At 55.1% G+C, this 20,999-nt stretch carries 23 protein-coding genes and 1 other annotated feature; of the genes, 14 read left to right on the top strand and 9 right to left on the bottom strand.

Features of this window, described 5'->3' with window-relative positions; translation table 11 throughout:
- Nucleotides 1-95: 95 nt before the first annotated feature.
- Nucleotides 96-1,451, top strand: a complete 1,356-nt coding sequence (locus tag ADJ24_RS23270) for a 6-phospho-beta-glucosidase (protein WP_023311286.1) — start codon at nucleotides 96-98, stop codon at nucleotides 1,449-1,451.
- Between the two features lie 11 nt (nucleotides 1,452-1,462).
- Entirely contained in the window at nucleotides 1,463-2,212 is a 750-nt protein-coding gene (gene chbG, locus ADJ24_RS23265) for a chitin disaccharide deacetylase (RefSeq protein ID WP_023311287.1), read from the top strand.
- 124 nt (nucleotides 2,213-2,336) lie between these two features.
- Here chbG and katE read toward each other — a convergent pair whose 3' ends face one another.
- Nucleotides 2,337-4,586: a catalase HPII gene (gene katE, locus ADJ24_RS23260; protein ID WP_023311288.1), complete on the bottom strand. Its 2,250-nt coding sequence runs from the start codon at nucleotides 4,584-4,586 to the stop codon at nucleotides 2,337-2,339.
- 50 nt (nucleotides 4,587-4,636) lie between these two features.
- Here katE and cedA point away from each other — a divergent pair, with 50 nt between their 5' ends.
- Nucleotides 4,637-5,029, top strand: a complete 393-nt coding sequence (gene cedA, locus ADJ24_RS23255; RefSeq protein WP_023311289.1) for a cell division activator CedA — start codon at nucleotides 4,637-4,639, stop codon at nucleotides 5,027-5,029.
- Nucleotides 5,030-5,077: 48 nt separating this feature from the next.
- On the opposite strand, the gene tcyP is transcribed toward cedA, so the two are convergent.
- The 3 genes from tcyP to hxpB all read right to left on the bottom strand — a co-directional run bounded on the left by tcyP (nucleotide 5,078) and on the right by hxpB (nucleotide 7,960).
- Nucleotides 5,078-6,469: a cystine/sulfocysteine:cation symporter gene (tcyP, locus tag ADJ24_RS23250; protein WP_008500667.1), complete on the bottom strand. Its 1,392-nt coding sequence runs from the start codon at nucleotides 6,467-6,469 to the stop codon at nucleotides 5,078-5,080.
- 127 nt (nucleotides 6,470-6,596) lie between these two features.
- Entirely contained in the window at nucleotides 6,597-7,187 is a 591-nt protein-coding gene (locus ADJ24_RS23245) for a metal-dependent hydrolase (RefSeq protein WP_014883483.1), read from the bottom strand.
- Nucleotides 7,188-7,288: 101 nt separating this feature from the next.
- Nucleotides 7,289-7,960 (bottom strand): hexitol phosphatase HxpB, encoded by a 672-nt coding sequence (gene hxpB, locus ADJ24_RS23240; protein WP_023311290.1) that lies wholly within the window; start codon nucleotides 7,958-7,960, stop codon nucleotides 7,289-7,291.
- Nucleotides 7,961-8,108: 148 nt separating this feature from the next.
- Here hxpB and ADJ24_RS23235 point away from each other — a divergent pair, with 148 nt between their 5' ends.
- Nucleotides 8,109-8,645, top strand: coding sequence for a YniB family protein (locus ADJ24_RS23235; RefSeq protein ID WP_023311291.1), 537 nt, complete (start codon nucleotides 8,109-8,111; stop codon nucleotides 8,643-8,645).
- 36 nt (nucleotides 8,646-8,681) lie between these two features.
- On the opposite strand, the gene ADJ24_RS23230 is transcribed toward ADJ24_RS23235, so the two are convergent.
- From ADJ24_RS23230 to pfkB, 3 genes are all read right to left on the bottom strand, one after another.
- Nucleotides 8,682-9,542: a fructosamine kinase family protein gene (locus ADJ24_RS23230; RefSeq protein ID WP_023311292.1), complete on the bottom strand. Its 861-nt coding sequence runs from the start codon at nucleotides 9,540-9,542 to the stop codon at nucleotides 8,682-8,684.
- A 105-nt stretch (nucleotides 9,543-9,647) separates the two neighbouring features.
- Entirely contained in the window at nucleotides 9,648-9,938 is a 291-nt protein-coding gene (ghoS, locus tag ADJ24_RS23225) for a type V toxin-antitoxin system endoribonuclease antitoxin GhoS (RefSeq protein WP_023311293.1), read from the bottom strand.
- A 106-nt stretch (nucleotides 9,939-10,044) separates the two neighbouring features.
- Complete coding sequence (gene pfkB, locus ADJ24_RS23220; RefSeq protein ID WP_023311294.1) at nucleotides 10,045-10,977, bottom strand: 6-phosphofructokinase II; 933 nt, start codon at nucleotides 10,975-10,977, stop codon at nucleotides 10,045-10,047.
- A 295-nt stretch (nucleotides 10,978-11,272) separates the two neighbouring features.
- Here pfkB and ADJ24_RS23215 point away from each other — a divergent pair, with 295 nt between their 5' ends.
- Nucleotides 11,273-12,031: a DUF481 domain-containing protein gene (locus ADJ24_RS23215; protein ID WP_029740435.1), complete on the top strand. Its 759-nt coding sequence runs from the start codon at nucleotides 11,273-11,275 to the stop codon at nucleotides 12,029-12,031.
- A gap of 80 nt (nucleotides 12,032-12,111) precedes the next feature.
- On the opposite strand, the gene yniD is transcribed toward ADJ24_RS23215, so the two are convergent.
- Both yniD and yncL read right to left on the bottom strand, forming a co-directional pair.
- A complete protein-coding gene (gene yniD / locus ADJ24_RS25240) occupies nucleotides 12,112-12,219 on the bottom strand; it encodes a small membrane protein YniD (protein ID WP_008500658.1) in 108 nt (35 codons plus the stop codon).
- 98 nt (nucleotides 12,220-12,317) lie between these two features.
- Complete coding sequence (gene yncL, locus ADJ24_RS25235; RefSeq protein WP_021241082.1) at nucleotides 12,318-12,410, bottom strand: stress response membrane protein YncL; 93 nt, start codon at nucleotides 12,408-12,410, stop codon at nucleotides 12,318-12,320.
- Nucleotides 12,411-12,732: 322 nt separating this feature from the next.
- Between yncL and thrS the strand changes: the two genes are divergently transcribed.
- The 9 genes from thrS to btuC all read left to right on the top strand — a co-directional run bounded on the left by thrS (nucleotide 12,733) and on the right by btuC (nucleotide 20,989).
- Entirely contained in the window at nucleotides 12,733-14,661 is a 1,929-nt protein-coding gene (gene thrS / locus ADJ24_RS23205) for a threonine--tRNA ligase (RefSeq protein ID WP_008500657.1), read from the top strand.
- Between the two features lie 3 nt (nucleotides 14,662-14,664).
- Nucleotides 14,665-15,207, top strand: a complete 543-nt coding sequence (infC, locus tag ADJ24_RS23200) for a translation initiation factor IF-3 (RefSeq protein ID WP_014069901.1) — start codon at nucleotides 14,665-14,667, stop codon at nucleotides 15,205-15,207.
- A gap of 97 nt (nucleotides 15,208-15,304) precedes the next feature.
- On the top strand, nucleotides 15,305-15,502 hold the full coding sequence (gene rpmI, locus ADJ24_RS23195) for a 50S ribosomal protein L35 (protein WP_003030583.1): 198 nt from the start codon (nucleotides 15,305-15,307) through the stop codon (nucleotides 15,500-15,502).
- 51 nt (nucleotides 15,503-15,553) lie between these two features.
- The gene (rplT, locus tag ADJ24_RS23190) at nucleotides 15,554-15,910 is read left to right on the top strand and encodes a 50S ribosomal protein L20 (protein ID WP_000124850.1); all 357 of its coding nucleotides are present in this window, start codon (nucleotides 15,554-15,556) and stop codon (nucleotides 15,908-15,910) included.
- 117 nt (nucleotides 15,911-16,027) lie between these two features.
- Nucleotides 16,028-16,152: a sequence feature (Phe leader region), on the top strand.
- The gene (gene pheM, locus ADJ24_RS25230; protein WP_001386830.1) at nucleotides 16,033-16,077 is read left to right on the top strand and encodes a pheST operon leader peptide PheM; all 45 of its coding nucleotides are present in this window, start codon (nucleotides 16,033-16,035) and stop codon (nucleotides 16,075-16,077) included. Its footprint overlaps the feature before it by 45 nt.
- A 62-nt stretch (nucleotides 16,153-16,214) precedes the next feature.
- The gene (pheS, locus tag ADJ24_RS23185) at nucleotides 16,215-17,198 is read left to right on the top strand and encodes a phenylalanine--tRNA ligase subunit alpha (RefSeq protein ID WP_022647837.1); all 984 of its coding nucleotides are present in this window, start codon (nucleotides 16,215-16,217) and stop codon (nucleotides 17,196-17,198) included.
- Between the two features lie 15 nt (nucleotides 17,199-17,213).
- Nucleotides 17,214-19,601, top strand: coding sequence for a phenylalanine--tRNA ligase subunit beta (pheT, locus tag ADJ24_RS23180; protein ID WP_023311296.1), 2,388 nt, complete (start codon nucleotides 17,214-17,216; stop codon nucleotides 19,599-19,601).
- Nucleotides 19,602-19,605: 4 nt separating this feature from the next.
- Nucleotides 19,606-19,905 (top strand): integration host factor subunit alpha, encoded by a 300-nt coding sequence (ihfA, locus tag ADJ24_RS23175; RefSeq protein ID WP_003857805.1) that lies wholly within the window; start codon nucleotides 19,606-19,608, stop codon nucleotides 19,903-19,905.
- A 103-nt stretch (nucleotides 19,906-20,008) separates the two neighbouring features.
- On the top strand, nucleotides 20,009-20,989 hold the full coding sequence (gene btuC / locus ADJ24_RS23170) for a vitamin B12 ABC transporter permease BtuC (protein WP_023311297.1): 981 nt from the start codon (nucleotides 20,009-20,011) through the stop codon (nucleotides 20,987-20,989).
- The last annotated feature ends 10 nt before the right edge of the window (nucleotides 20,990-20,999 follow it).

Raw genomic sequence — 20,999 nt, 5'->3', positions numbered from 1 at the left:
CCCGCCACAAATATTGCTTTAATGGCTTGCCCAAATAGCGGGAAGAGTACGCTATACCTTGCAGGCGATTAACCTGATACGCTAAGGGAGATATTATGCAGAAGAAATTAAAAGTCGTAACCATTGGTGGCGGCAGCAGCTATACCCCGGAATTACTTGAAGGTTTTCTGAAACGTTATCATGAATTACCGGTCAGCGAATTATGGCTGGTTGACGTTGAGGAAGGTCAGGAAAAGCTGAATATTATTTTCGACCTGTGCCAGCGCATGGTGGAGAAAGCGGGCGTGCCTCTGACCGTGCATAAAACCCTCGATCGCCGTCTGGCGCTGAAAGATGCGGATTTCGTCACCACCCAGCTGCGCGTGGGCCAGCTGAAGGCGCGCGAGCTGGACGAACGTATACCGCTGAGCCACGGCTATCTCGGGCAGGAGACCAACGGCGCGGGCGGTCTGTTCAAAGGCCTGCGTACCATCCCGGTGATTTTCGACATCGTCAAAGACGTGCAGGAGATCTGCCCGAACGCGTGGGTGATTAACTTCACCAACCCGGCCGGGATGGTGACCGAGGCGGTCTATCGTCATACCGGTTTCAAACGCTTTATCGGCGTCTGTAACATTCCGATCGGCATGAAGATGTTTATCCGCGACGTGCTGGCGCTGACCGACAGCGACGATCTCTCCATCGACCTGTTCGGCCTGAACCACATGGTATTCATTAAAGACGTGATCGTGAACGGTAAATCACGGTTTGCCGAACTGCTCGACGGCGTGGCTTCCGGTCGCCTGACGGCGGCATCGGTGAAAAACATCTTTGACCTGCCGTTCAGCGAAGGGCTGATCCGCTCGCTGAACCTGCTGCCGTGCTCGTACCTGCTTTACTACTTCAAGCAGAAAGAGATGCTGGCCATCGAAATGGGAGAGTACTATAAGGGCGGCGCGCGCGCGCAGATCGTTCAGAAAGTCGAGAAGCAGCTGTTCGATTTGTATAAAGATCCGAACCTGAACGTCAAACCGAAAGAGCTGGAGCAGCGCGGCGGGGCCTACTACTCCGATGCGGCGTGCGAGGTGATTAACGCCATCTACAACGACAAGCAGGCGGAGCACTATGTCAACGTGCCGCACCACGGCCATATCGACAATATCCCGGCGGACTGGGCGGTTGAGATGACCTGCATCCTGGGAAGCGATGGCGCTAAACCGCATCCACGCATCACCCACTTCGATGATAAGGTCATGGGCCTGATCCACACCATCAAAGGCTTTGAAGTGGCGGCAAGCAACGCGGCGCTGAGCGGCGAGCTCAATGACGTGCTGCTGGCGCTGAACCTCAGCCCGCTGGTACATTCCGACCGCGATGCGGAGCAGCTGGCCGGCGAGATGATCCTGGCGCATGAAAAATGGTTGCCGAACTTTGCCGCCACGATCGAGAAGCTGAAGTTCAAACACCACTAAGAGGACGCACAATGGAAAACCTGCTGATCGTTAATGCTGATGATTTTGGCCTCTCTAAAGGCCAGAACTACGGCATTATTGAAGCCTGTCGCCGGGGGGTTGTGACCTCTACCACGGCACTGGTGAATGGTGAGGCGGTTGAACACGCGGCGCAGCTGAGCCGCGAGGTGCCGGATCTGGGCGTCGGCATGCATTTTGTGCTGACGCTCGGGATGCCGCTTTCGCCAATGCCGGGCCTGACGCGCGACGGCCAGCTGGGCAAATGGATTTGGGAACTGGCGGAGCAGGGCGCTCTGCCGCTCGAAGAGATTGCCGGCGAGCTGGAGCGTCAGTTCAACCGCTTTGTTGATGTGTTTGGTAAGGCGCCGACGCACATCGACAGCCATCACCACGTGCATATGATCCCGGCGATTTTCCCGATTGTCGCGGAGTTTGCGCAGCTTAAAGGCGTGGCGATGCGCGTGGACAGGGAGGCGCACGGCGTGCCCGACTGCGCCGTGACCACCACTGAGGGGTTCAGCAGCGCATTTTACGGCGACGAGATCGACGAAGCGCTATTCCTGAAGGTGCTGGATGATTCCGCCGCGCGGGGGGAGCGATCGCTGGAGGTCATGGCGCATCCTGCTTTTGTCGATAACACCGTACGTAAGAGCGCCTACTGCTGGCCGCGCCTGGCGGAGCTGGACGTGCTGACGTCGGCGTCGCTGAAGTATGCTATTGCCGAGCGTGGGTATCGGTTGGGGACGTTCGGGGATCTTTAAGACAAAGCCCGGTGGCGAGGTAAAAGCAAAACGGTAACCAGGGTTACCGTTTTTATTGTTTTCTCCCTCTCCCGTGGGAGAGGGGCGGAGTGAGGGCATCAGGCCGCACGACCGGGAATGATTTTTACGCTGGAATCTGATCGATCTTACTGCTGCGCGACCAGACGCGGTGCGCGGCGAGCAAATCAAACAGCTTCGTCATAAAGGCATCGTCAACGTTGTCTCCCTCGACAATGCCGTCCTCACCCTGATCGGCCACCTTCAGCTGCGCCTTAAACCGTCGCGCGTCGCCGGACAGCGCGATCGGTTTCAGGTGCTTATAGGCTTCGAGCAGATAATACACCGCGTCACCGTTGGTCAGCAGGCTGTCAATATCCCCGCCCGGCACAATCACCGCATCAACGGTCAGCGATGGCGCCCCGGCAAAGGTTGCCGCCACCGGCAGCACGGAGCCGTCATCGGCGGTCACTTCCCCCATGCGGGAATAAAGCAGTTTCGCATGCACGCCCTGGGTCTTCAGCGCCTGCATAATCCCCAGCACGTCGCTGGCGCGGGTTTTGTCGTTCAGCAGGATGGCGACCACGCGGCCTTTAATTGACCCACCCGGCACGGCATACAGGCTCAGCGACGGATCTTTCTTCACGCCGTTAACCTCTTTCGGCGGGGCAATGTTGCGCTGCTCATCGGTCAGCGTAATGCCCAGGTTATCCGCAACGCTCTGGGCGAGCTGAATATCAATGCGCGCCAGCTGATCGACCACACGCTCGCGGATGTAGGTACGCACCACTTTGCTCAGCTCAAAGCTGAAGCCGCCGATGATGTGCTGCTGCTCAATCGGCGTCTGGCTGTTCCAGAACAGGCGAGGGTGGGCGTAATACTCGCCGAACGACGGGCTGCGCTCGCGGATTTTATTGCCGTCGATACGCTCCTGATACGATTCGAATCCACCGCGTTTCGGCCCCGGCGGCGTTTCGCGCGGCCAGTTATCGTTGATCGAGTTCGGCTCATAGTTCGCCGGGTTGGTATCAATATCCTGACGGTGCATCCCGTCGCGCTGGAAGTTGTGGTACGGGCAGGTTGGGCGGTTAATCGGGATTTCGTGGAAGTTCGGCCCGCCAAGACGGCTGATCTGCGTATCGGTGTATGAGAACAGGCGTCCCTGCAGGAGCGGATCGTTGGTGAAGTCCAGCCCCGGCACGATATGGCCCGGGTGGAAGGCAACCTGTTCGTTTTCGGCGAAGAAGTTATCCGGGTTGCGGTTGAGCACCATTTTGCCCACCAGCTGTACCGGCACCAGCTCTTCCGGAATCAGCTTCGTCGGGTCAAGCAGGTCGAAATCGAACTTAAATTCGTCCTCTTCCGGTATGAGCTGCAGGCCCAGCTCGTACTCCGGGAAATCGCCCGCTTCAATGGACTCCCACAGCTCGCGGCGATGGAAGTCCGGGTCGCGCCCGGTCAGCTTCTGCGCCTCGTCCCACACCAGCGAGGCTTTACCCGCCACCGGCTTCCAGTGGAAGCGCACAAACGTGGCTTTGCCCTCGGCATTGATCAGACGGAAGGTATGGATACCAAACCCTTCCATCGTGCGATAGCTGCGCGGAATACCGCGGTCTGACATCGCCCACATCACGTTGTGTAAGGTTTCAGGCTGCAGTGAGACGTAGTCCCAGAAGGTGTCGTGCGCACTTTGTCCCTGCGGTATGGCCCAGTGGGGCTCCGGTTTTACCGCATGGACAAAGTCAGGAAATTTATGCGCGTCCTGAATGAAGAACACCGGGGTGTTATTGCCCACCAGATCGAAAATACCCTCTTCGGTATAAAACTTGGTGGCAAAGCCGCGGATATCCCGAACCGTATCTGCCGAACCGGCGCCGCCCTGCACGGTGGAGAAGCGCACAAACACCGGGGTGATTTTATCCGGGTCGGAGAGGAAATCCGCTTTGGTGATGTCTTTCAGACTCTTGTAGGGCTGGAAGTAGCCGTGCGCAGCGGAACCTCGCGCGTGGACGATGCGTTCCGGAATTCGCTCATGGTCGAAATGGGTGATTTTTTCCCGCAGGATAAAGTCTTCCAGCAGGGTTGGCCCGCGCGCGCCTGCGCGAAGGGAGTTCTGATCGTCAGCAATGCGCACGCCCTGATTGGTGGTGAGCGCAAAACCTTCGCCGCTTTTACGGTGCGGCTCAAGCGATTTCAGCTTCTCGTTTCCCGTGTCCGGCGATTTCATGCTTCCCGGTGCGGTAGGCTGTTCGCCCGGTGCGGAGGGGCCAGGGGAGGGGCGATGAGAGCCGTCAGCAGGGGCGAGAGAGTCCATACCCGGTTGAGATTCTTCAGTGCCATGAATCGGTGATTGATGTGTTTTATCTTTGTTCGACATTGCACGCTGCTCCTTTATCCATTGCTAAAAACCCTATTAAGGATAGAACAATGTCGCGAGATGGCTCGCGAACTAAGAGTTTTCACATGCCGTCATTGACGAAAGGAGCCTTTAGGCCCACTTGGGGCGCGACGGAAGGCAGCAGGATCGGCTATCATAGAATTTTCCTGCTTCAAGAATTTGCTTTAGTGAACCAGTCGCTTATGAAACCTCTTCGTCAACAAAACCGCCAGGTTATTAGCTATGTGCCCCGCGTTGAGCCCGCGCCGCCAGACCATGCCCTGAAAGTGGAGGGTTTTCGCGATGTCTGGCAGCTTCGGGGGAAATACGTGGCCTTCGTGCTAATCGGCGAACATTTCCGCCGCTCGCCCACGTTTACGGTGCCGGAGTCAGCGCAGCGGTGGGCGATGCAGATCCGCCAGGATGAAGAGGTCGAAGAATAACAGCCATAAAAAAACCGCCATCAGGCGGTTTTTTTATTTCTACCGAGATTAACGATGCGCCAGCTCGGCGTCGTCTTCACTTTCCAGAATCGCTTTGTCGGTCTGCTTCAGCCACTGGCTGGTCAGCGTACCGGCGGTCATGGAGCCGCTTACGTTCAGCGCGGTACGGCCCATGTCGATCAGCGGCTCAACGGAGATCAGCAGCGCGACCAGCGTCACGGGCAGACCCAGCGCGGGCAGCACAATCAGCGCGGCGAAGGTTGCGCCACCGCCAACGCCCGCAACGCCTGCGGAGCTTACGGTAACAATCCCGACCAGCGTGGCGATCCAGACCGGATCCAGCGGGTTAATCCCAACGGTAGGGGCAACCATCACCGCCAGCATCGCCGGGTACAGACCCGCACAGCCGTTCTGACCAATGGTGGCACCAAAGGAGGCAGAGAAGCTGGCGATGGATTCAGGCACGCCCAGACGACGGGTTTGCGCTTCAACGTTCAGCGGAATAGACGCGGCGCTGGAACGGCTGGTGAAGGCAAAGGTCAGTACCGGCCAGACTTTACGGAAGTATTTCAGCGGGCTGACGCCGTTTACGCCCAGCAGGATGCCGTGCACCACGAACATAATGCCCAGGCCCAGATAAGAGGCGACAACGAAGCTGCCCAGCTTGATGATGTCCTGCAGGTTAGAGCCGGCAACCACTTTGGTCATCAGCGCCAGCACGCCGTAAGGCGTCAGCTGCATCACCAGACGCACCAGCTTCATCACCCAGCTTTGCAGGGTGTCGATCGCGGTCAGCACGCGTTCGCCTTTAGGTGCGTCGTCTTTCAGCAGCTTCAGCGCCGCTACGCCCAGGAACGCGGCGAAAATAACCACGCTGATGATCGAGGTTGGGCTCGCACCGGTCAGGTCAGCAAACGGGTTTTTCGGAATGAAGGAGAGCACCATCTGCGGCACGGTCAGGTCAGCCACTTTACCAACGTAGTTGGTTTGAATCGCGGTAAGACGCGCCGTTTCAGCGGTACCCTGAACCAGGCCTTCTGCGGTCAGGCCAAACAGGTTGGTGACCAGCACACCCACCAGCGCGGCAATCAGCGTGGTGAACAGCAGCGTACCAATGGTCAGGAAGCTGATTTTTCCCAGCTGAGTCGCGTTATGCAGGCGAGCAACGGCGCTCAGAATAGAGGCGAACACCAGCGGCATAACGATCATCTGCAGCAGCTGAACATAGCCGTTACCGACGATGTTGAACCACTGAATGGAATCTTTCAGAACTGGATTATCGGAGCCATAAATTGCCTGTAATGCCAGACCAAATACGACACCCATGGCCAGACCAACCAGCACTTTTTTCGCCAGGCTCCACTGTTTGTGGCGCGCCTGCGCAAGAAGCAATAGCAATACAACGAACACAACGACGTTCGCGATGAGTGGAAAATTCATCCCCGTTCTCCTGATTTATTATTGGGTCGGTTTTTACCGATCCTGTTGGCGGAAGGTTAGCAGAAGTGTGATGTAGCGCTTATATCCAAATGGAATGGGTTATGACAAATGGGATAATTTTGTCGGTTTACTGTTCAATCTGGTGATGAATAAAGCGATTGAACTGAAATTGCAGCGAATTAATCATCTGGGATGACCAGCGAACTGCACTGTTTTCGGGCAATGTTTGCGGCATCCAGACGGCGTAAGCAAACAGCGCCATGCACAATACGCGCTCAAGCTGGTTGCCTTTCTGCGGTGCGAGGATCGGAAAACGGAAACGCCAGCGGCAGGGCCAAAGCAGCGGTACGCCCGCAGGCGTCAGCATATCGGCGAGAATATGGCTTAAATAGCCCAGCACCATCCCCTGGATGGCATCGGCGGGGACTATCCAGCTTTCGGGCACCTTCAAATAGAAAAGCGTCAGCAGGCCAAACACGGCCAGCAGGCTGTGCGTGAAACCCCGGTGGCCGAACGCGCGGGCGATGGGTTTCGATACCCACTTCAGGCGTTGTCCGAGGAAAGATTTGGGATGGTCAATGTCGGGCAGCAGGCAGGTCAATACGGCGGAAGGGACAATATGCCACCAGTCCCCCTGTGCCAGCACGGGGGTGAGTTCAGCGTTTTTGGCAAATACCGCGCACGCAATAGAAAAAAGCAGGTGGCCTTCCGCCGTCATGATAAAACCCACAAAACTGTCAATTCATACAGTATAGGGTTTTTATACAGTAGGCGGAAGAGGTGACGGTGTAACTGTTTGTCACAAACCAGAGAAGGGCGTTAACCGCCCTGCAGGTGATGCGCCGTGAGTTCTGCCAGTGAGTTAAGCTTCACGTCGGCAAGGGCAAACCGGGGGTCGTGACGGCCTTCTTCTGCGGGCACCACAATGGAGCGCATCCGTGCAGCCTTCGACGCCACCATACCGTTAACGGAATCTTCCAGCGCAACGCAGTTGAGGGGATCCAGGCCGAGCCTAGCGGCGCAGTCCAGATAGACCTGCGGGTGCGGCTTGCTGTAAGGCAATTTCTCAGCGGACGCCAGCGCGTCGAAGCTGTCGCGCAGTTCAAACATCGTGAGCACTTTTTCCAGCATGTGCAGCGGTGAAGCCGAGGCCAGTCCGACCTTCAGCCCCTGGGCTTTACACAGCGCGACGGCCTCACGTACGCCGGGCAGCAGCGGCCTGTTCTCTTCCACCAGAGAAATGGCGCGGCTGATAATGCGTGCGGTCACCTCATCGCGACTGGGACCTACCCACGGCTGTTGGGCAAACCACAGGTCAACCACCATATCGATGCGCAGGCCCAGCGTATCGGGAAGTTCATTACGGCGGCTGATATCCACGCCGAGGCTGGCCATAACGTCCAGTTCGGCGCGATCCCACAGCGGTTCGGAATCGATCAGTAATCCATCCATGTCAAAAATTGCGGCAAGAATTTGGCGCGGTGTCGACATCACAACGTCTCCTTATCCAGGGTGTTCGACAGACGATACGTGCTAAGCACAATCTGCAATTTAGCATATTGCTTTTAAAGAGCGGGCGAAATTGATGACCAGCAGGTAGACTTAGGCACAAATAACGCGTCTTTATGAAGAGGAACTGATGACGTATCAACAAGCTGGACGCATTGCGGTCTTAAAACGTATTGCTGGCTGGGTGATTTTTATTCCTGCCGTCATTTCTACGCTGATTTCTGTACTCAAATTTATGTACGATCACAGCGAAAAACAGCCTGGTATCAATGCGGTAATGCTTGATTTCGCTCATGTCATGATTGAGATGATGCGTTTTAATACGCCATTTTTGAATGTCTTCTGGTTTAACTCACCCACTCCGGATTTTCATCAACAGCTGAATATCGGCTTTTGGGTGATATATGCCCTGATCTTTGTCGCGCTGGCACTGCAGGCCTCTGGTGCGAGAATGAGTCGCCAGACGCGCTTTTTACGCGAAGGCGTTGAGGATCAGTTGATTCTGGAGCAGGCCAAGGGCCCGGAAGGAATGAGTCGTGAGCAGATTGAATCCCGCATTGTTGTGCCGCGTCACACCATTTTCCTGCAAATCTTCCCGCTCTATATCCTTCCCGTGATTATCATTGTGGCGGGATACTTCTTCTTCTCACTGCTCGGTTTTCTGTAAGCGATAAGGGTGGCGGCAAGGCCACCCTTTCTCTTCTCAGGCGGCAAGCATACGCTCGAGTGCCCGCTGCGCGTTAACAAGGTGTTCTCCGCCAAAAAGAATGGCACGGTTCATCAGCGTATAAAGCTGATACACCGACTGGCGGTCGAGGAAACCGGGCGGCAGGGGGGAAACAGACTGGTATCCGTCGTATATTTGCGGCGGCTGCTCAGGATGAAGCGGCAACATGGCAAGATCGCACTCTCTGTCACCCCAGTAGCAGGCCGGGTCAAAGATGTACGGGCCGTTGGGACCCAGCGCGCAGTTATTGGACCACAAATCGCCGTGAAGCAGCGACGCCTGAGGCTGGTGGGATGCCAGACGCTGTTGAACGTGCTCGACGATGGCGTCGATATTGCCAAATTCCAGCCCTTTTTCGGCGGCCAGCTCAAGCTGCCAGCCAATGCGCTGCTCGGCAAAAAATGTCGACCAGCGACGCTGCCAGGCATTGGGCTGTGGCGTGGTGGAGAGATCGTTGTCAAAGTCGAGACCAAACTGCGGCTGGTCGCTCCATTGATGCAGGCGCGCTAGCTGTTGGCCGAGGATGAACGCATTATGGGCATCCAGCGGCCGGGCGGGGAGATACTCCATCACCAGGAAGCTGTAGTCGCGGTCGCTCCCCACGGCCAGAACCTGCGGGACCGTCACCGTTTTACTGCGCGACAACAGCTCCAGCTGGTCGGCTTCGGCGGTAAATATCGGAAGCAGCTCTCGCTCATCGCACTTAACGAAAAGATCGCGCCCTGCGTAGCGTAAATGCCACGCGGCGTGGATTTCACCGCCTGGCAGTTCGTTACGCAGTTCAATTTCACCTTCACCCAGATGCTCACGTAAAAGATGACTGATAGCCTGCCACATGTTGTCTCTCCCATGTTGTCTGCCAGATCATAAAGTTAGCGCATAATGGCGGTAAAAAAATACGAACTAACGCACACCTGGGCGGTTTAAATTCATACAGCGCACTTATTGTTCTTTTTTCCGCCAGCTTTCCCAGGTATCCACGTCAATCTCGGCAGGCTTGTCGGTCACGCTCTCCACCAGACTGGCGGCCAGCGCATGAACCTCTTCCTGGCTCAGGGCGGCGATCAGACCAAATGTCAGGGTGCCTAAATCATGAATATTGCCCTCGTCATCCGTCAGGGTGAGGAGAAAATTAGCCCGGGTGAAAGCATTGTTGAGCTCATTTAGCTCGGTCAGCGATGCTTCATGAAGGTTGATGGTCACGACGTAGCGTGTGATGTCACCACTGCTCATAATTCACCTCATTGTTATCATGGAAGTTTTCTTAGCATAGTCGATAGTTTGCGTTTGGCGACTCAGCGAGGACATTCCCCTCCGTAAAGACGAAGGGGAACAGGGGTTAATTTCGGGACAGGTAATCGACGATTTTTTGCGTATCGGCAAGCGAACAGAGACGCGTGCCCTGGTTGATGGTGGCGGCGCTACCCGCCGCCACGCCGTAGCGTGTCATTTCGAGCAGAGACGCACCCTGCGCCAGTTTTAGCGTCATCGCGCCCACCATGCTATCGCCCGCGCCAACCGTGCTCTGGCTCTTCATCGGCGGTGGGACAACCTGAACGGACGACGATTCATCGACTGCCAGCGCCCCCTGAGGGCCAAGGGAGACGACTACGCGCCGCGCTTTGCCGCTGCGCACCAGCTCCTGCGCAGCGGTGCGCACATCATCAGGCTGCGTCAGTTCACGGTTGACCAGCGCGCTTAACTCTTTCTGGTTGGGTTTGACCAGCTCCAGATTGCCCGGCACCAGCGCCGCCTGCAGGGCCTCGCCGCTGCTGTCGACAATGCAGCGGATGCCGCGATGCTGCGCGGCCTGAATCAGCGCCGTTAATTTTTCCGTGCTTACACCGGGCGGCAGGCTGCCGCTTATCACCAGCAGCGCGCCGCTCTCTATCGTCAGCACTTTCTCTTCAAGCTGACGAAACTCGTCATCGCTGAGTTTCGCGCCCGGCATGACAAAACGGTACTGTTCGCCGCTGGATCCCACGTGGACATGCAGGTTTTGCCGCGTCCAGTCTTTGGCCTCAACGGTTTCAACGGCCACCTGTTCATCGGCCAGCAGAGAGACCAGGTGTTCACCGGTGGCACCGCCTGCGGGAAAAATTGCCGTGGCTTTGCCGCCGAGATGGGTAATGGCGCGCGCCACGTTGATCCCGCCGCCGCCGGGCTCAAAGACCGGGGCGCTACAGCGCAATTTACCTTCCGGGTAAATCTGCGGCGTCAGGGTGGCGGAATCCAGGGAAGGGGAGAGCGTCAGAGTATAAATAGAAACCATCATTACCTCCTTTTAGCATGGGCTCTTATTAGCCTGGCACCTTTTGTCAGGAAGGCAATGTAAATAACAGTATGATTTTAAATATGAATACTGACAAAAAGTGAGGCGGGGGATATATAAACTAAAACGCTTTTTGAGATCGTTCTTATTCAAAAAATGAAATAAGAAAACATTGCTATGTTATTTGCGGCTTTTTATAATTTGTTACCTTTCTCTGGACGCCTTGTCATTGATCCTCAAGAAAGATTCCGGGACCGTGTGGTCTCTTTTTTTGTTGTACGGACTCCTTAATAAAATGAAGCTTTTAAAGACAGTGCCCGCTGCACTGATGCTGGCGGGTGGCGTGTTTGCGGCTATGAACGCGACCGCTGATGATACCGTTTTTACTGTCATGGACGATCCTTCCACCGCGAAAAAACCGTTTGAAGGTAACCTGAACGCCGGGTACCTGGCACAATCCGGTAACACGAAAAGCTCTTCTCTGACGGCGGATAGTACGCTTACCTGGTACGGCAACACCACCGCCTGGTCTCTGTGGGGTAATGCCAGCAACACTTCCGCTAATGACGAACGTTCTTCCGAGAAATATGCGGTAGGCGGACGTAGCCGTTACAACATGACCGACTATGACTACCTGTTTGGACAGGCAAGCTGGTTAACTGACCGTTACAACGGTTATCGCCAGCGCGATGTGTTCACCGCCGGTTATGGTCGCCAGTTCCTGAACGGTCCGGTACACAGCCTCCGTTTTGAATTCGGTCCTGGCGTGCGTTATGACGAGTACACCAATGGCGATACCAAAACCCAACCGCTCGGTTACGCTTCCGGTACCTATGCCTGGCAGATGACTGACAACACCAAATTTACCCAGGGTGTTTCTGTATTTGGTGCCGACGATACGACGCTGAACTCTGAGACAGCGCTGAACGTGGCTATCAACGAACACTTTGGCCTGAAAGTCGCCTACAACGTGACCTGGAACTCTTCACCACCAGAATCTGCGCCGGATCATACCGACCGCAGAACCACGGTTTCACTGGGTTATAGAATGTAATAAAAGCGGGCCGATGATAATGTCGGCCCGTTTATTGTCTGCGGTTTTTCGACGTCCCTTCTGATGACCTGTCTTCGCCCCTAGCCCCAGATCATTGCCGCCCAACGGAGTAGCAGCATTGCGCCGCAGATGGCAATCAGCACCAGCACCATTTTCCAGTGTTTTACGGCAAATCGTTTAGTTGGCATAACCTAATCCTTATTGGTTGATACCCACAGTCTACCAAACAGGGCCGAAATATGCCCCTTCTCAGGTTCGATTGGGTTATGCCAGCGCAGGGTTCGGCTCAGAACCAGTGGAATCGTTCGGCGAGAATTAACAATAAACCTGTGGCGGAAAGGATATTCAATATCACAACCGTTCTACTGGATACGTTCATGGTATGCACCTTTGGGTTTAAAGACCTGTTCAAGAGTAGCCCAGCATCTTCGAAATGCGAGCGCAGGGGAGAAGCAACCTGCAAATTCGTGCGAAAGAGCCAGCCCATCAATCTGGCCGCAGAGGGTGCAATCTCCTTTCCGTTAGTGTTAACATTACGTCGCTTGCCGTAAATCCATATTAATCTGAATTCGGCTGGTGAATGATGACGAACCAATTTGACGATTGTTGGTCAGATGGTATCGTAATCTATTGTCAAATCACGATTATTTTCTTTGTATATGCTCTTATGTGTGGGGCATCACTGCAAATAAGGATATAAAATGCCTGTAATTACTCTTCCTGATGGCAGCCAACGCCATTTCGACCGTGCTGTTAGCCCAATGGATGTAGCCCTGGACATTGGTCCTGGTCTCGCGAAAGCGACTATCGCTGGCCGCGTTAACGGTGAGCTGGTGGATGCTTCCGATCTGATCGAAAACGATGCGACGCTTGCAATCATCACTGCGAAAGACGAAGAAGGTCTGGAGATCATTCGTCACTCCTGCGCGCACCTGTTAGGCCATGCCATCAAACAGCTGTGGCCAAACACCAAAATGGCGATCGGTCCAGTTATCGACAACGGTTTCTACTATGACGTTGACCTTGACCACACCCTGACTCAGGAAGATATCGACGCGCTCGAAAAACGTATGCACGAGCTCGCCGAAACGAACTATGACGTCATCAAGAAGAAAGTCAGCTGGCACGAAGCGCGTGAAACCTTCGTGAAGCGCGGCGAGAGCTATAAAGTCTCTATCCTTGACGAAAACATTTCGCATGATGACAAGCCAGGCTTGTACCATCACGAAGAATACGTCGACATGTGCCGTGGACCGCACGTGCCGAACATGCGCTTCTGTCATCACTTTAAGCTGATGAAGATCGCGGGCGCCTACTGGCGTGGCGACAGCAACAACAAGATGTTGCAGCGTATTTATGGTACCGCGTGGGCTGATAAAAAAGCCCTGAACGCATACCTGCTGCGCCTGGAAGAGGCGGCGAAGCGTGACCACCGTAAAATCGGTAAGCAGCTTGACCTGTACCACATGCAGGAAGAAGCGCCGGGTATGGTGTTCTGGCATAACGACGGCTGGACTATCTTCCGTGAACTGGAAACTTTCGTACGCTCCAAGCTGAAAGAGTACCAGTATCAGGAAGTGAAAGGCCCGTTCATGATGGACCGTGTGCTGTGGGAAAAAACCGGCCACTGGGACAACTACAAAGATGCGATGTTCACCACCTCGTCTGAGAACCGCGAATACTGCATCAAGCCAATGAACTGCCCGGGCCACGTTCAGATCTTCAACCAGGGTCTGAAATCCTACCGCGACCTGCCGCTGCGTATGGCGGAGTTCGGTAGCTGCCACCGTAACGAGCCATCAGGTGCGCTGCACGGTCTGATGCGTGTTCGTGGCTTTACTCAGGATGATGCGCATATCTTCTGTACTGAAGATCAGGTTCGTGACGAAGTTAACGCCTGTATTCGTATGGTCTACGATATGTACAGCACCTTTGGCTTCGAGAAGATCGTCGTCAAACTCTCAACGCGTCCGGAAAAACGTATCGGTAGCGATGAGACATGGGATCGCGCAGAAGCGGATCTCGCCGTGGCGCTGGAAGAGAACGGCATTCCGTTCGAATACCAGCTGGGCGAGGGCGCATTCTACGGTCCGAAAATTGAATTTACCCTGTATGACTGCCTCGATCGCGCATGGCAGTGCGGTACTGTACAGCTGGACTTCTCCCTGCCGCAGCGTTTAAGCGCCTCTTATGTTGGCGAAGACAACGAGCGTCAGGTACCGGTAATGATTCACCGTGCAATTCTCGGTTCTCTGGAGCGCTTCATCGGCATCCTGACCGAAGAGTTTGCTGGCTTCTTCCCAACCTGGCTTGCGCCAGTGCAGGTCGTGGTGATGAACATTACCGATTCTCAGGCGGATTACGTTAAAGAATTGACGCAGAAACTACAAAATGCGGGCATTCGCGTAAAAGCAGACTTGAGAAATGAGAAGATTGGCTTTAAAATCCGCGAGCACACTTTACGTCGTGTCCCGTATATGTTGGTCTGTGGTGATAAAGAGGTGGAAGCAGGCAAAGTCGCCGTTCGCACCCGCCGTGGTAAAGACCTGGGCAGCCTGGACGTAAGTGAAGTGATTGAGAAGCTGCAACAAGAGATTCGCAGCCGCAGTCTTCAACAACTGGAGGAATAAGGTATTAAAGGCGGAAAACGAGTTCAAACGGCACGTCCGAATCGTATCAATGGCGAGATTCGCGCCCAGGAAGTTCGCTTAACAGATCTTGAAGGTGAACCACTGGGGATTGTGAGTCTGAGAGAAGCGATCGAAAAAGCTGAAGAAGCTGGAGTAGATTTAGTTGAAATCAGCCCTAACGCCGAACCGCCAGTTTGTCGTATCATGGACTACGGCAAGTTCCTTTATGAAAAGAGTAAGTCTTCTAAGGAACAGAAGAAGAAGCAAAAAGTTATCCAGGTTAAGGAAATCAAATTCCGTCCTGGTACCGACGATGGCGATTATCAGGTAAAACTCCGCAGCCTGATTCGCTTTCTGGAAGATGGCGATAAGGCCAAGATCACACTGCGTTTCCGCGGTCGTGAGATGGCCCACCAACAGATTGGTATGGAAGTGCTTAACCGCGTCCGTGACGATCTGAGTGAACTGGCAGTAGTCGAATCCTTCCCTACGAAGATCGAAGGCCGCCAGATGATCATGGTGCTCGCTCCTAAGAAGAAACAGTAAGGCCTTCAAGCAGCAAAATCTGTGGAGCCTTCGGGTTTCATAGGTTTTGTTCGCCTATGTTTCGTTTATTTAACAATGCGAAGTGGAAGTTATTAAGATGCCAAAAATTAAGACCGTACGCGGTGCTGCTAAGCGCTTCAAAAAAACCGGTGGTGGTGGATTCAAGCGTAAGCACGCAAACCTGCGTCATATTCTGACCAAAAAATCTACTAAGCGTAAACGTCACCTGCGTCCAAAAGGCCTCGTTTCTAAAGGCGATCTGGGTCTGGTTATCGCGTGCCTGCCGTACGCATAAGCCGTTAACGTTTAATTTTTTTACTAAGAATATAGATACAGGAGAGCACACATGGCTCGCGTAAAACGTGGTGTAATTGCACGTGCACGTCACAAGAAAATTTTGAAACAAGCTAAAGGCTACTACGGTGCGCGTTCACGCGTTTACCGCGTTGCCTTCCAGGCTGTTATCAAAGCAGGTCAGTACGCTTACCGTGACCGTCGTCAGCGTAAGCGTCAGTTCCGTCAACTGTGGATTGCGCGTATCAACGCAGCAGCACGTCAGAACGGTATTTCTTACAGCAAATTCATCAACGGCCTGAAAAAAGCTTCTGTTGAAATCGACCGTAAGATCCTGGCTGACATCGCAGTATTCGACAAAGTAGCGTTCACCGCTCTGGTCGAAAAAGCGAAAGCAGCACTGGCATAAGCCAGTTGAAAGAGGGGGCTTTGCTCCCTCTTTTCATTTAACACCATCAGAAGATTGACATTTATCCGTCCAGGCTTTTCAATAAGGTCTTAACGGTTTTTACCAGACAAGGTAACGCAAGCATGAATGCTGCTATTTTCCGCTTCTTCTTTTACTTTAGCACCTGATTTCAGGAGGCTAGCGCGTGAAAGATGAAACGAAAAACAGCGCCAGATAAGCCTCCCGATGGAGGCTTTTTTTGTGCCTGAATTTGAGAGAATAACTCCACCAAATCGGTGTCTGCACCGACATAATGAGGAAAATCATGTCACATCTCGCAGAGCTGGTTGCCAGTGCAACAGCCGCCATTAATCAGGCCTCAGATGTTGCCGCGTTAGACAATGTCCGCGTCGAATATCTTGGGAAGAAAGGGCACCTGACCCTTCAGATGACAACCCTGCGTGAGCTGCCGGCAGAAGAACGCCCGGCAGCGGGTGCGGTGATTAACGAAGCCAAAGAGCAGGTACAGCAGGCGCTGAACGCGCGCAAGGCCGAGCTGGAAAGCGCGGTGCTGAATGCGCGTCTGGCCGCAGAGACGATCGACGTTTCTCTGCCGGGTCGCCGTATCGAAAACGGTGGTCTGCATCCGGTTACCCGCACCATCGATCGCATTGAAAGTTTCTTCGGTGAGCTCGGCTTTACCGTGGCGACTGGCCCGGAAATCGAAGATGATTACCATAACTTCGACGCCCTGAACATTCCTGGCCATCATCCGGCACGCGCTGACCACGACACTTTCTGGTTCGACGCTACGCGTCTGCTGCGTACTCAGACCTCCGGCGTTCAGATCCGTACCATGAAGGAGCAGGCGCCGCCAATCCGCATTATCGCGCCGGGCCGCGTCTATCGTAACGACTACGATCAGACCCACACTCCAATGTTCCACCAGATGGAAGGTCTGATTGTTGATAAAAACATCAGCTTCACCAACCTGAAGGGCACGCTGCACGATTTCCTGAACAACTTCTTTGAGGAAGATCTGCAGGTTCGTTTCCGCCCGTCCTACTTCCCGTTCACCGAACCGTCTGCGGAAGTTGACGTGATGGGTAAAAACGGCAAATGGCTGGAAGTGCTGGGCTGCGGCATGGTGCATCCAAACGTGCTGCGCAACGTGGGTATCGATCCGGAAGTTTACTCCGGCTTTGCCTTCGGCATGGGCATGGAGCGCCTGACTATGCTGCGCTACGGCGTGACCGACTTACGTGCATTCTTCGAAAACGATCTGCGTTTCCTCAAACAGTTTAAATAAGGGCAGGACAGAACAATGAAATTCAGTGAACTGTGGTTACGCGAGTGGGTGAACACCACGCTGGACAGCGACGCGCTTTCTAACCAGATCACCATGGCGGGTCTGGAAGTGGACGGTGTTGAGCCGGTTTCCGGAGCCTTCAACGGCGTGGTCGTCGGCGAAGTAGTCGAGTGCGGTCAGCACCCTAACGCTGACAAACTGCGCGTAACAAAAGTAAACGTGGGCGGTGACCGTCTGCTGGATATCGTCTGCGGTGCGCCAAACTGCCGTCAGGGCCTGAAGGTGGCCGTGGCGACCATCGGCGCAGTGCTGCCGGGCGATTTCAAAATCAAAGCGGCTAAGCTGCGCGGCGAGCCGTCTGAAGGCATGCTGTGCTCCTTCTCCGAGCTGGGTATTTCCGATGACCACAACGGCATCATTGAGCTGCCGCTGGATGCGCCAGTCGGCACCGATATCCGTGAATACCTGAAGCTTGACGACAACACCATTGAAATCAGCGTCACGCCAAACCGTGCCGACTGCTTAGGTATCATCGGCGTGGCGCGCGACGTGGCCGTGCTCAACCAGACCGAACTGAACGCGCCGGAAATCGCGCCGGTTGAAGCGACCATCAGTGACGTGCTGCCTATTCAGGTTGACGCTGCGGATGCTTGCCCGCGCTACCTCGGTCGCGTGGTGAAAGGCATCAACGTGAAAGCGCCAACCCCGCTGTGGATGAAAGAGAAGCTGCGCCGCTGCGGTATTCGCTCTATCGACGCAGTGGTCGACGTGACCAACTACGTTCTGCTGGAGCTGGGCCAGCCAATGCACGCGTTCGATAAAGACCGTATCGACGGCGGCATCGTTGTGCGCATGGCGAAAGAGGGCGAAACCCTGGTTCTGCTGGACGGCAGCGAAGCCAAACTGAACGCCGACACCCTGGTGATTGCGGACCACAGCAAAGCGCTGGCAATGGGCGGTATCTTCGGTGGCGAGCACTCAGGCGTCAACGACGAGACGCAAAACGTCCTGCTGGAATGCGCGTTCTTCAGCCCGCTCTCCATCACCGGTCGCGCACGCCGTCACGGCCTGCATACCGATGCCTCTCACCGCTACGAGCGCGGCGTTGACCCTGCTCTGCAGTATAAAGCGATGGAACGTGCGACCCGCCTGCTGATCGACATCTGCGGCGGCGAAGCGGGCCCGGTTATTGACGTCACCAACGAAGCGACCCTGCCGAAGCGTGCGACCATCACCCTGCGCCGCAGCAAGCTGGATCGCCTGATTGGCCATCACGTTGCCGATGCGCAGGTAACCGACATCCTGAAACGTCTGGGCTGTGAAGTAACCGAAGGGCAGGACGAGTGGAAAGCCGTTGCGCCATCCTGGCGTTTCGACATGGAAATTGAAGAAGATCTGGTGGAAGAAGTGGCCCGCGTTTACGGCTACAACAACATCCCTGACGAGCCTGTCCAGGCGGGTCTGGTAATGGGCACCCACCGTGAAGCCGACCTGTCCCTGAAGCGGGTGAAAACCATGCTGAACGACAAAGGCTACCAGGAAGTGATCACCTACAGCTTCGTTGATCCAAAGCTGCAGCAGCTGATCCACCCGGGTCAGGAGGCGCTGATCCTGCCAAGCCCAATCTCCAGCGAAATGTCCGCGATGCGTCTGTCTCTGTGGACGGGCCTGCTGGGCACTGTCGTTTATAACCAGAATCGCCAGCAAAACCGCGTGCGAATTTTCGAAAGCGGTTTGCGCTTTGTACCGGATAATCAGGCAAATTTAGGCATCCGTCAGGATCTCATGCTGGCTGGCGCCATCAGCGGCAACCGCTATGAAGAGCACTGGGACCTGGCAAAAGGCACGGTTGATTTCTACGATATGAAGGGCGATCTGGAAGCGATTCTGGATCTGACCGGTAAATTATCTGAAATTGAATTCCGCGCAGAAGCTATCCCGGCCCTGCATCCTGGCCAGAGCGCAGCTATCTATTTAGACGGCAAACGCGTTGGTTTTATTGGGGTTGTTCACCCTGAGCTGGAGCGTAAGCTGGACCTGAACGGCCGTACCATCGTGTTCGAGCTGGAATGGAACCCGGTGGCTGACCGCGTTATTCCTCAGGCTCAGGACGTCTCCCGCTTCCCGGCAAACCGCCGTGATATCGCGGTTGTGGTCGCGGAAAATGTGCCTGCAGCAGATATTTTGGCCGAATGTAAGAAAGTTGGCGTAAATCAGGTAGTTGGCGTAAACTTATTTGACGTGTACCGCGGCAAGGGCGTAGCAGAAGGTTTCAAGAGCCTCGCTATTAGCCTTATCCTTCAGGATACCAGCCGTACACTCGAAGAAGAGGAGATTGCCGCTACCGTCGCCAAATGTGTAGAGGCATTAAAAGAGCGATTCCAGGCATCATTGAGGGATTGAACCTATGGCGCTTACAAAAGCTGAAATGTCAGAATATCTGTTTGATAAGCTTGGGCTTAGCAAACGGGATGCCAAAGAGCTGGTAGAGCTGTTTTTCGAAGAGATCCGTCGTGCTCTGGAAAATGGTGAGCAGGTAAAACTCTCCGGTTTTGGCAATTTTGATTTGCGAGACAAAAACCAACGTCCGGGCCGCAACCCGAAGACGGGGGAAGATATTCCCATTACAGCCCGCCGCGTGGTGACCTTCAGACCCGGCCAGAAGTTAAAAAGCCGTGTCGAAAACGCAACGCCCAAAGCAGAGTAATATGAACTAACTAAAAAGGCCGCCCACGCGGCCTTTTTTCTTTGCGCTCTCCGGCAAACCCGCCGTAAAATCAATTACATCTCACGCTACTAAAACCGTACACATGCTTGATTATGCCCATCGCCAGCACCGTTCCGATAAGCGTCGCCTGTTTTTGCTGGTGCTGTTGCTCATTGTCGCCGCAGGCGTGAGCCTCTGCGCGGGCGACAGATGGATCGGGCCTGAAAGCTGGTGGGGGCCGGACGGGCAGCTCTTCGTCTGGCAAATTCGCCTGCCGCGCACCGTCGCGGTGGTTCTGGTCGGCGCCGCGCTGGCGCTGTGCGGTACCATAATGCAGGCGTTGTTTGATAACCCTCTGGCGGAGCCCGGGCTGCTCGGCGTGTCAAACGGCGCAGGCGTAGGCCTGATTGCGGCGGTAATGCTCGGCGGAGGAGAACTCTCCGGATGGAGTATTAGCCTGAGCGCTATCCTCGGCGCGCTGCTGATCACCGCGATCCTTCTTCGTTTCGCCAGACGGCACTTATCGACCAGCCGTCTGCTGCTTGCCGGCGTGGCGCTGGGGATAATCTGCAGCGCGCTGATGACCTGGGCGGTCTACTTCTCAACATCCTTTGACCTGCGTCAGCTGATGTACTGGATGATGGGCGGCTTTGGAGGCGTTGACTGGCACCAGGGCTGGCTGATGGTGCTGCTGGTACCGGTAATCGTGTGGGCTGCCCTGCAGGCGCAGCCGCTGAATATGCTCGCGCTGGGTGAAACCTCTGCCCGTCAGCTCGGCATGCCGATTGGGTTATGGCGTAATGTGCTGGTAATAGCCATTGGCTGGCTGGTCGGCGTCAGCGTGGCTCTGGCGGGCGCGATCGGCTTCATCGGGCTGGTGATTCCGCACATGCTGCGCCTGTGTGGCCTCACGGACCATCGGACCCTGCTTCCGGCCTCGGCGGTTGCCGGGGCCGTCACGCTGCTGGTGGCCGATATCATCGCCCGGCTTGCCCTGACGGCCGCAGAGCTGCCGATTGGCGTGGTGACCGCTACGCTGGGCGCGCCGGTGTTTATCTGGCTACTATTAAAAGCTGGACGTTAAATCAACAAGC

The sequence above is a fragment of the Enterobacter sp. 940_PEND genome (assembly GCF_001059415.1).
Taxonomy (GTDB): domain Bacteria; phylum Pseudomonadota; class Gammaproteobacteria; order Enterobacterales; family Enterobacteriaceae; genus Enterobacter; species Enterobacter cloacae_M.
This window is presented reverse-complemented; position numbering and strand designations above follow the sequence as displayed.

Coding starts and splice junctions, on each gene's coding strand:
- ADJ24_RS23270 (WP_023311286.1), top strand. CDS start 96: ATGCAGAAGAAATTAAAAGTCGTAACCATTGGTGGCGGCAGCAGCTAT.
- chbG (WP_023311287.1), top strand. CDS start 1,463: ATGGAAAACCTGCTGATCGTTAATGCTGATGATTTTGGCCTCTCTAAA.
- katE (WP_023311288.1), bottom strand. CDS start 4,586: ATGTCGAACAAAGATAAAACACATCAATCACCGATTCATGGCACTGAA.
- cedA (WP_023311289.1), top strand. CDS start 4,637: ATGTCGCGAGATGGCTCGCGAACTAAGAGTTTTCACATGCCGTCATTG.
- tcyP (WP_008500667.1), bottom strand. CDS start 6,469: ATGAATTTTCCACTCATCGCGAACGTCGTTGTGTTCGTTGTATTGCTA.
- ADJ24_RS23245 (WP_014883483.1), bottom strand. CDS start 7,187: ATGACGGCGGAAGGCCACCTGCTTTTTTCTATTGCGTGCGCGGTATTT.
- hxpB (WP_023311290.1), bottom strand. CDS start 7,960: ATGTCGACACCGCGCCAAATTCTTGCCGCAATTTTTGACATGGATGGA.
- ADJ24_RS23235 (WP_023311291.1), top strand. CDS start 8,109: ATGACGTATCAACAAGCTGGACGCATTGCGGTCTTAAAACGTATTGCT.
- ADJ24_RS23230 (WP_023311292.1), bottom strand. CDS start 9,542: ATGTGGCAGGCTATCAGTCATCTTTTACGTGAGCATCTGGGTGAAGGT.
- ghoS (WP_023311293.1), bottom strand. CDS start 9,938: ATGAGCAGTGGTGACATCACACGCTACGTCGTGACCATCAACCTTCAT.
- pfkB (WP_023311294.1), bottom strand. CDS start 10,977: ATGGTTTCTATTTATACTCTGACGCTCTCCCCTTCCCTGGATTCCGCC.
- ADJ24_RS23215 (WP_029740435.1), top strand. CDS start 11,273: ATGAAGCTTTTAAAGACAGTGCCCGCTGCACTGATGCTGGCGGGTGGC.
- yniD (WP_008500658.1), bottom strand. CDS start 12,219: ATGCCAACTAAACGATTTGCCGTAAAACACTGGAAAATGGTGCTGGTG.
- yncL (WP_021241082.1), bottom strand. CDS start 12,410: ATGAACGTATCCAGTAGAACGGTTGTGATATTGAATATCCTTTCCGCC.
- thrS (WP_008500657.1), top strand. CDS start 12,733: ATGCCTGTAATTACTCTTCCTGATGGCAGCCAACGCCATTTCGACCGT.
- rpmI (WP_003030583.1), top strand. CDS start 15,305: ATGCCAAAAATTAAGACCGTACGCGGTGCTGCTAAGCGCTTCAAAAAA.
- rplT (WP_000124850.1), top strand. CDS start 15,554: ATGGCTCGCGTAAAACGTGGTGTAATTGCACGTGCACGTCACAAGAAA.
- pheS (WP_022647837.1), top strand. CDS start 16,215: ATGTCACATCTCGCAGAGCTGGTTGCCAGTGCAACAGCCGCCATTAAT.
- pheT (WP_023311296.1), top strand. CDS start 17,214: ATGAAATTCAGTGAACTGTGGTTACGCGAGTGGGTGAACACCACGCTG.
- ihfA (WP_003857805.1), top strand. CDS start 19,606: ATGGCGCTTACAAAAGCTGAAATGTCAGAATATCTGTTTGATAAGCTT.
- btuC (WP_023311297.1), top strand. CDS start 20,009: ATGCTTGATTATGCCCATCGCCAGCACCGTTCCGATAAGCGTCGCCTG.